Origin of the sequence: Streptosporangium sp. NPDC002544, assembly GCF_040295965.1 — a bacterium.
Classification (GTDB): domain Bacteria; phylum Actinomycetota; class Actinomycetes; order Streptosporangiales; family Streptosporangiaceae; genus Streptosporangium.
In genome coordinates this window covers 90,848-99,747 of the sequence record NZ_JBEOWJ010000038.1, presented here as the reverse complement: position 1 = coordinate 99,747, position 8,900 = coordinate 90,848, and the positions used below count along the sequence as shown (strand labels likewise).

7 protein-coding genes are annotated in these 8,900 nt (G+C 71.0%); 1 reads left to right on the top strand and 6 read right to left on the bottom strand.

Annotation, left to right across the window (positions count from 1 at the left end; all coding sequences use genetic code 11):
• Window positions 1-92: 92 nt before the first annotated feature.
• The 5 genes from ABT061_RS40295 to ABT061_RS40275 all read right to left on the bottom strand — a co-directional run bounded on the left by ABT061_RS40295 (window position 93) and on the right by ABT061_RS40275 (window position 5,346).
• Window positions 93-1,505 carry a tetratricopeptide repeat protein gene (locus ABT061_RS40295; RefSeq protein WP_350928156.1) on the bottom strand — a complete coding sequence of 471 codons (1,413 nt, stop codon included), beginning with the start codon at window positions 1,503-1,505 and terminating at the stop codon, window positions 93-95.
• Window positions 1,506-1,604: 99 nt separating this feature from the next.
• Window positions 1,605-2,660, bottom strand: a complete 1,056-nt coding sequence (locus tag ABT061_RS40290) for an urease accessory protein UreH domain-containing protein (RefSeq protein WP_350928154.1) — start codon at window positions 2,658-2,660, stop codon at window positions 1,605-1,607.
• Between the two features lie 197 nt (window positions 2,661-2,857).
• Complete coding sequence (locus ABT061_RS40285) at window positions 2,858-3,481, bottom strand: Uma2 family endonuclease (RefSeq protein WP_350928152.1); 624 nt, start codon at window positions 3,479-3,481, stop codon at window positions 2,858-2,860.
• Window positions 3,482-3,574: 93 nt separating this feature from the next.
• Complete coding sequence (locus ABT061_RS40280; protein ID WP_350928150.1) at window positions 3,575-4,222, bottom strand: response regulator transcription factor; 648 nt, start codon at window positions 4,220-4,222, stop codon at window positions 3,575-3,577.
• Entirely contained in the window at window positions 4,219-5,346 is a 1,128-nt protein-coding gene (locus ABT061_RS40275) for a sensor histidine kinase (protein ID WP_350928149.1), read from the bottom strand. Before ABT061_RS40275 ends, ABT061_RS40280 begins: the two co-directional genes overlap by 4 nt.
• Before the next feature lie 257 nt (window positions 5,347-5,603).
• Between ABT061_RS40275 and ABT061_RS40270 the strand changes: the two genes are divergently transcribed.
• Window positions 5,604-7,259, top strand: a complete 1,656-nt coding sequence (locus tag ABT061_RS40270; RefSeq protein ID WP_350928147.1) for a gamma-glutamyltransferase family protein — start codon at window positions 5,604-5,606, stop codon at window positions 7,257-7,259.
• 61 nt (window positions 7,260-7,320) lie between these two features.
• Here ABT061_RS40270 and ABT061_RS40265 read toward each other — a convergent pair whose 3' ends face one another.
• The gene (locus ABT061_RS40265; RefSeq protein WP_350928145.1) at window positions 7,321-8,778 is read right to left on the bottom strand and encodes a flavin-containing monooxygenase; all 1,458 of its coding nucleotides are present in this window, start codon (window positions 8,776-8,778) and stop codon (window positions 7,321-7,323) included.
• Window positions 8,779-8,900 lie beyond the last annotated feature (122 nt).

The window sequence follows — 8,900 nt, the reverse complement described above, 5'->3', positions numbered from 1 at the left end:
CGTAGTCGAAGGAGCCGTTGGCCGCGGCCAGGAACCTCTCCCTGGTCAGCTCCTTGCCGGTCTGCTCCAGGATCTTGACCGCGCCGTATCGGTCATGGGGACCAGCCGGAGCGCAGGGCACGGGCGGTGACCAGGGCCTGCTCGACCTCCGCCGGGGCCGGCCAGGGAGCACCGCCGGGGCGGAGCAGCGCGGCCCGGACGGCCGCCAGGTGCTCGATCGCGTCCGGCGGCAGCCCGCTCCGCTCGGTCAGCCAGGCCGTGACGTCCGTGTGGTCGCGCAGTGGCCGGGTGATGAGATCCCAGGTGCCGAGGAGCTCGGTCAGGTCGCCGATCCTCAGCGGGGTGCCGCCCCGCCGGACCACGGCGGCCGCGGCCAGCTCGGCGCGGGCGACGAGCTCGGGCTCGGTGCTCCGATCCCAGAGCGGGGACGGCGGATCGGTGAGCCACCGCTCCGCCTCACGGGAGAACCCCGCGGCCGACAGCAGCGCGGCCAGCTCGACCGCGGCCCTGTGATGCCCGGCCTGTGCCGCCTGACGGAACCAGTGCTGCCCGCCCCGCAGGTCACTGTGCTCGGCGATGAGCAGCAGGCCGAAATTGAAAGCGGCCTCCGGATCGCCACCCGCCGCGGCCCGGCTGAACCAGTGGCTGGCCCCCCGCGCGTCGCTCATCTCCACGCACACGAACCCCGCGGTCCGCTGGTCGTCGATCCTGCCGGTGCAGGCGGCCCGCTCGAACCAGGCGCGAGCGGTGCGCAGGTCGCCGAGGGAGAGCGCGATCCCGCCGAGCTGGGACGCGGCTCCGGGGTGCTCGTTCCTGGCGGCCAGCCGGTAGAACGCCTCCGCCCCCTCCGGATCGCGGTTGGCCTGCAGGAAAAGGCCGAGGTGGTAGGCCGCGTCGGCGTGACCGCCCCGGGCGGCCAGCTCCCACCAACGCAGCGTCTCGTCGTCCTCGCCGGAGGCGTAGGCGAGGAACCCCAGGTCGTGGGCCGAGGCCAGATCGCCGTCCATCGCGGCCCTGCGGTGCCACTCCCCGGCGGACTTCGTCTCGCCGGCGTCCTCGCAGAGCAGCGCGAGCCTCCTGGCCGCGGCACGGGAGCCCGCCCTGGCCGCCCTCTCGTACCACCGCCGGGCAGCCGGGGCGTCGCCGTGCTGGTCGAGCAGGAGCGTCGCCAGGTTCACCGCGGCCTCGACGTCGCCGGCGTCGGCCGCCAGCTCGTACCACCTCGCGGCCTCCGCGGGGGTGCCGTGCTTCTCGTGCCAGACGCCCAGGTTGTAGGCGCTGTCGAGGTTGCCCGCGGCCGCCGCGCGCTCCCACCAGTGCCGCGCCGCCGAGCGGTCGCCCTGCTGCGCGAAGTGGCGGCCGAGCAGGTGGGCGGCCTGCACGTCACCACCGTGCGCGGAGAGCAGCAGCTCCGTCTCGCCGTCCGTGTCGTTCTCGTGCTCAGTGCTCCGGGGGGTGGGTATCAGCCCCGCGCTCGCCTCCGGGTCGTCAGGCCACCACCCCATGTCCCCTCCTTGCCGACGGCACGCAGCCGACAGATCACAGGGTGCCATGTAACCGCTCGATCGCGGAGGGTAATCCTGGAGTTCCGTCTCGCGTCCGGCTCAGACGAATTTGACGAATCCCACGTACATTCCCATAGAGCAGCTGTAACGCAGGGAACCCGCGTCCCGTGCGCCGAGCCGCACGGTGGCGGGGAGCGCCACGTCGCGGCCGTCGATGGTGAGCGTCCGGGTGCAGCCGGGATCGCCCCCCAGGTGGAAGACGAGTTCGGTGGGCACTCCCGCGCGGCCGGTCACCACGCCGGGACGGTAGCCGTCGCGGGTGGCCCAGATCTCGATCCGCTGCACGCCGCCGGTGCGCGTGGCGGTTCCCGCCGGGCCGTCCGTCGCCGGCGCGGGGTGGCCCGCCGCCAGCGCCGGGCCGCCGGATCCGGGGAGCCAGCCTCCCAGGCGCAGCCCCGAGGAGACGGTCCACAGGCCCGCCGCCAGCGCGACGACCCCCGCCAGCGCCGCCAGCCTGGTGGCGGCGGCCCGCCGCAGGATGAGTCCGAGCAGTGCGAACGCCGGTGCCGTCCCGGCCACGAACCCCGCCATCACCGCGGCCCCGCCCGACGCCGACCCGCTGGACACCGCCACCATCTCGACGCTGAGCGTCACCCCGCACGGCAGCAGGACCGTCGCCGCGCCCAGCGCCACCGCCCTGGGCGCGGGAGCGGTGATCCGGGAGACGGCGCCGCGCCAGGAGGCGCGCCCGTCCGCGGCCCCGTCGGGTCCGTGGCCACCGTCCGGCTCGCCGCTTTCCGGCGGGTGTTCGCAGCCGTGCCCGTCCGGTTCGGGGCCGTGGTCCCGCTCGCGGCCGAACGTGCGGATTCCGAAGATCATGACCGCGATTCCGGCCACGACGAGCAGTGCGGCCCTGAGCTGGGGGCCCAGCTGTACGGTGGACCCCGCCAGTCCGAGCAGTGCCCCGGCCGCCACATGGGAGCCGAAGCGCCCGGCCAGGAAGAGCGCGACGGCCGCCAGGTTCGACGGCTTCGCGGGGTTCGACGGCCCCGAGGCGAGCCCGCCGCGCCCGCCGGAGCAGGCCGATCGGCCGCCGGAGGAGAGTCCGGTGAGCAGGCCGCCCTGCACGGCCGCGCACGAGGTGGTGCCCGCCACCAGCCCCGCAGCGAGCCCTCCGGCGAACAGCGTGGCCGCCCCCGCGCTCAGCGGATGTCTCCGGTACGACTCCAGATCCCCACGGAGTAAACCTAATCCCGCCGGAGGTTAACCGACAGTGACATTTCCTTACCCAACGCTTATGTCGCCCTTACCGGACGTCCCGTTTCCTGCCGCCGGGGACGCGACGCCGTCCGTCACACGGTGCCCTGGGCGGTCGCGAAGATCGACGTGTCGAGGGTGAAGTCGACCGGTTCCGGGATGTGCAGGTGCGAGCCCATCTCGACCCGGGTGGAGGTCCGGTACGCCCCCTCCTTGGGGTCGCTGAGGACCGTCACGGTGGCGGGGGTGGCCACGGGGTCGATGAGGAGCATCACCGGGACGCCACCGGAGGCGTAGATGTCGGGCTTGCGGTCGCGGTCGTCGATGACGCTTCCCGGCGACACGATCTCGGCCACCATGAGCAGGCCGGAGGAGAGCAGCTCGCGGGCTCCCCAGCGTGGGCAGTCGACCTGGGCCAGCACGAAATCGGGAACGATAGGGTCGCGTGGTCCGTCGACGCAGACGTCTACGTTGCCGCTGAAGCCGTCCCACTCCTTCTCTTCGATGAGGGGAAGGAGGGCTCTGTACAAACGCATTGCGATCCGGGCATGTTCGGGGGTGCCCAGCGGGCTCACTATCAGTCTTCCGTCGATGATCTCGGTCCGCAGCCCGGGGAGTTGCGGGAGCGCGTCGAAGAGCTCGCGCGCCGTACCTGGCAGGGGCTGGGACGAGGTCTCGGGGGAGGGGCGCAGGTGGGCGTGGCTCCGTCGCGATGTCATGACCGTGAAGATATGTCCCTTCGTGTTCTGATGAACACGTTGAGTATCGCAAGTGGGTCGAGCGGGCGGGAGCCTTTACCGGGATCTGAGCCGTCAGACCCAGCCGGGGCGGACGAGGCCGGATTCGTAGGCGATGACGACGAGCTGGGCGCGGTCGCGGGCATGGAGTTTCATCATGGTCCGGCTGACGTGGGTCTTGGCGGTGGCGGGGCTCATGAAGAGCTTGCCGGCGATCTCGTCGTTGGTCATCCCGGTGCCGACCAGGGTGAGGACCTCGCGCTCGCGGTCGGTGAGCAGGTCGAGATCACGGCTGCGGTGCGGCTCCTTGGCGCGGCTGGCGTACTCGGCGATCAGGCGGCGGGTCACGCTGGGGGAGAGCAGCGCGTCGCCTCCGGCCACCACCCTGACGGCCTGGATGAGCTCGGCCGGTTCGGTGTCCTTGACCAGGAAGCCGCTGGCGCCGTTGCGGAGGGCCTCGAAGACGTACTCGTCGAGCTCGAAGGTGGTCAAGATGATGATCTTCGGACCGGGAGGCATCTCCCTGGTGGCGGTCAGCCCGTCCATGCCGGGCATGCGGATGTCCATCAGGACCACGTCCGGCTCGTGCTCGGCGGCCAGTCGCAGGGCCTGGGACCCGTCGCCGGCCTCGGCCACCACGGTCATCCCCGGCTGTGCGTCCAGCAGGGCCCGGAACCCCGCCCTGACGAGGGCCTGGTCGTCGGCGAGGACAATCTTGATCATTCGGACTCCTCCGGGATCGGCAGCCGGGCCTCGACGCGAAAGCCCCTTCCATGGTGTGCGGCGGTCAGCGTTCCCCCGAGGGCCGAGGCCCGTTCCCGCATGCCGGGGACGCCGTTGCCGCTGCCGAGATTCTCTCCGGGGGCGTTGCCGCCCGAGTCGGTGACCCGAAGGGTCAGTGCGCGGCGGCCGTAGTCGAGGGCGACCGTGACCGAGGCGCCCGGGGCGTGCCTGGTGACGTTGGTCAGGGCCTCCTGAACGATGCGGTAACCGGCCCGGTCGACCCCGGGAGGCAGCGGCCTGACCTCGCCGGTGACGTTCTTGACGACCCGCAGCCCGCTGCGCTCGATGAGTTCGTCGAGCCGGTCCAGCCCGGCGGTCGGGGAGCGGGGCGCGCCGTCGCGGAGCACGTTGAGCACCGAGCGCATCTCGGTCAGCACGTCCTTGGACGCCTGTTTGATCGTGGTGAGCGCGGTCCGTGCCTGCTCGGGGTGGTCCTCGATGAGGTGCAGCGCGGTGGAGGCCTGGACGTGGATGAGGGAGATGTTGTGCGCGAGCACGTCGTGCAACTCCTGCGCCATGGTCAGCCGCTCCTCGCTGGCCTGCCGCCGCACCTCCTCCCGCTCCACCCGTTCGTGCTCGGCCTGCCGCTCGTTCCTGGCCCGGGAGAACTCCGCCACCGCCAGTACCAGGCCCATCAGCGCGGCCATCGCGAGGTTGTGGAACCACCCCGGAGAGAGCGCCGGGGCGAACCAGGACGTGTAGACCACGAAGAACACGTAGGCCAGGCCCCACAGCGGCAGGGCCACCCGCCGGTGGCCGCCGACCACGGCGAGGTAGAACGCGATGATCGGGCTGAGGAAGACCGGGCCGTAGGCGTAGCCGAGGGCGATGAAGAGCAGGGTCGAGCCCACCGCGACGGCCACGCTGAGCGCCGGGTGGCGGCGCCGGACGGCCAGGGCCAGCGGCCCGGCCAGTAGTAGCGCGTATCCCGGTGGATCGAGCGGGACGCGGAGCATGCCGGTGTCGTGGACCTGCCACCACTGCACGCTGTGGGTGCCCATGACCTGGAGAGCCCCCACGAACAGCGGGAGGAGGAGGTCGATCCACCGGGATTTGGCACGCACGCTCAGCACTTTACGTGCGCTTTCGTGGCGTTTGCGTCCCTTCAGTGATGTATGTGGCACTACACCCTTTGGGGGAGGGAAGGGGCTGACAAGGGTCACCGGCTGAGTCAAGCTGTCTGCGGGAGGTCATCATGATCAGTCGTCGCATCACCCCCCTGGCGGGGATCTTGGTGGGAAGTTCCTTACTGCTTGTCCAGCCCGCGCTGGCGTCTCCACCCGCACTGTCCCCATCCGCGGTGTCTCCACCGGTGTCGCAGGTGGAGAAGAAACCCGTCGCCGAGGGGTCCGGTGGTGCGGTCTCGACCGTCGACCTCGACGCCAGCAAGGCCGCGCTGGGCGTGTTGCGCGACGGCGGCAACGCCATGGACGCCGCGGTCGCCGCGGCCGCCACCCTGGGCGTGACCGAGCCCTACTCGGCGGGACTGGCCGGTGGAGGGTTCATCGTCTACTACGACGCGCGCCGCAAGAAGGTCCACACCATCGACGGCCGGGAGGCCGCGCCGAAGGCGATGGGCCCGGCCTCCCTGGAGGGCATCCCGTTCGACGACGCCGTGACCAGCGGACTTTCGGCGGGGGTGCCCGGCAGCGTGGCCCAGTGGGAGCTGGCGCTGCGCAGGTTCGGCACGCTCTCGCTGCGCCAGGCGCTGAAACCCGCGATCGACGTCGCCACCAAGGGGTTCAAGGTCGACCAAACCTTCTACGACCAGACCGCCGCCAACGCCGCCCGCTTCAAGGACTTCACCTCCACGGCCAAGCTCTACCTGCCGGGCGGCGCCCCGCCGCCGGTCGGCTCCACCTTCCGCAACCCCGAGCTGGCCGACACCTATCGCAGGCTCGGCAGGCTGGGCGGGGAGTGGCTGTACGGCGGTGCCCTCGGCGCCGAGGTCGTGGCCACGGTCAAGAAACCACCGGTCACCCCCGGATCCACCCGTAACGTGCGGCCGGGGCTGATGGAGCTGTCCGACCTGAAGGCGTACCGGGCGCTCGAACGGCCGCCCACGAAGGTGACGTACAAGGGCATGGACGTGTACGGCATGGCGCCGCCGTCCTCGGGAGGCTCGACGGTCGGCGAGGCGCTCAACATCCTTGAGGCCCTGCCCGAGGTCGGTGAGCACGAGTACCTGGAGGCGTCCAGGCTCGCCTTCGCAGACCGGGGCAAGTACGTCGGGGACATCCCCGGCGTCCCGCTGAAGGAACTGCTCTCCGACGGGTTCGCCAAGGAGCGCGCCTGCCTGATCGGCGAGCGGGCGATGCCGCACCCGGCCGCGCCCGGTGACCCCGACGGGATGTACGGGCCGTGCCAGGCGGTGCCGTCCGCGGCGGCCCCCGAGGTGGCGAAGGAGGGGCCGGAGACCACGCACCTGGTGGTCGTGGACCGGTGGGGCAACGTGGTCGCCTACAACATCACCATCGAGTCGACCGGCGGCAACGGAATCGTCGTCCCCGGCAGGGGCTTCCTGCTCAACAACGAGCTGACCGACTTCACCTTCGGCCCCGCCCCCGGCGACCCGAACCTGCCCGCGCCGGGCAAGCGCCCCCGCTCCTCGATGGCGCCGACGATCGTCCTGAGCGATGACCGGCCGCTGCTCGCGCTGGGGTCCCCCGGCGGCTCGACGATCATCACCACGGTGCTGCAGATCCTCGTCAACCGCTGGGACTTCGGCATGTCGCTGCCCGAGGCGCTCGCCGCCCCCCGGGCCACGCAGCGCAACACCGCCCAGACCCAGGCCGAGCAGGCGTTCATCGATCGCTACGGCGCCGAGCTCACGCGCCAGGGGCACAGCCTCGTGCTGAATCCCGAGATCGGCGCGGCCACGGCCGTCGAGTTCCTGCGGCACGGGAGGCTCCAGGCGGTGGCGGAACCGACCCGGCGCGGCGGTGGCAGCGCGCTGGTGGTGAACGAGCGCGGGTAGCCGGTCGCGGCGGTACGCAAGGACGTCCGGCGGCGCGGCCTCGGCCGCGCCGCCGGATCAGTCAGGGAATCAGTTCGTAGGCCTCCGGCCTCAGCCTCCGGGTGCGTGCCCAGTACTCGAAGGTGAAGCCCGGCCAGATCGTCCTGTTGACGCCGTGCTCGTCGAGATACCAGCTCCGGCAGCCGCCCTCGTTCCAGACCAGGTGGTTCAGGCGCCCCTGAAGGCGGTCGTTGTAGTCGCGCTGTGCCTCGGGGCGTACGTCGATGGCCCTGGCCTTCGTCCTCGACAGCAGGCGCAGGCAGTCGAGAACGTACCGGACCTGGGATTCGATCATGAAGACGACCGAGTTGTGCCCCAGGCCGGTGTTGGGGCCGAGCAGGAAGAACAGGTTCGGGAACCCGGCGGTGGTGATGCCGTAGTAGGCCTCCACGCCGTCCTGCCAGGCCTCCTGGATCTTCCTGCCGTTCCTGCCGATGATCCGCTGCTCGTCCAGCGCCTCGACGACCTTGAAGCCGGTGCCGTAGACGATCACGTCGACCTCGATCTCCCTGCCGGTGGAGTCGATGATCGAGTTCTCCCTGATCTCCCGTACCCCTTCGGTGATCAGCTCGACGTTCTCCCTGCCCAGTGCCGGGTAGTAGTCGTTGGAGATCAGGATGCGCTTGCAGCCGATCGTGTAGTCGGGGGTGAGCCTGGCGCGCAGCGCCGGGTCGGGGACCTGCTTGGCGAGGTGGCTCAGGGCCATCCTCTGGTGGACCTTCATCAGACGCGGGTCGACGGTGAAGCCCAGCGCGCGGGTCTCCAGCGCCCAGTAGATCGAGTTGCGCAGCGCCCTGGCGGCGCCGGGCAGGCCGAGGATCCGCTTTGCCCGGGAGGAGAAGGGGAAGTCGGGCTTGGGGTGGATCCAGGGAGGCGTGCGCTGGAAGAGGTGGAGGCGGGAGACCTTCCCGGCGATCTGGGGGACGAACTGGACGGCCGAGGCGCCGGTGCCGATGACCGCGACCCGCTTGCCGGTCAGGTCCACCGAGTGGTCCCACTCCGCCGAGTGGAAGGAGGGGCCCGCGAAGCTCTCGCGGCCGGGGATCGCGGGCAGCGAGGGCACGTGCAGCGCGCCGATGCCCGAGATCACGGCGTTGGTGGTGAACGGCTCCTCTCCGGCGACGCTCACCCGCCAGTCGCGGGTCGTGTCGTCGTACTCCAGCCCGACGACCTCCTTGCCGAACCGCAGGTGCTCCGCCAGGCCGTACTTGTCGACGCAGGCGCGCAGGTAGTCCCAGATCTCGGCCTGGGGCGCGAACATCCGCGACCAGCCGGGGTTGAGCTCGTACGAGAAGGAGTACATGTGCGAGGGGACGTCGCAGGCACAGCCGGGGTAGGTGTTGTCCCGCCAGGTCCCGCCCAGGTCGCCGGCCTTCTCCAGGATGACGAAATCGTGGTATCCGGCTTCCTTGAGCTTGATCGCCATGCCCAGTCCGGCGAAGCCGGTGCCAATGATCGTGATCCCGGGATGCGTGCTCATGCGATCTCCTTGCTGACCTCTGCCGTCGGCGACCTCTCGGGCGGCACGGGCTCTCCGCCGGTTCCGGCTGCGGCGATGAGAGCGTTCCGTGCTCATTACTATTAGATTCCATGTCTAATTTA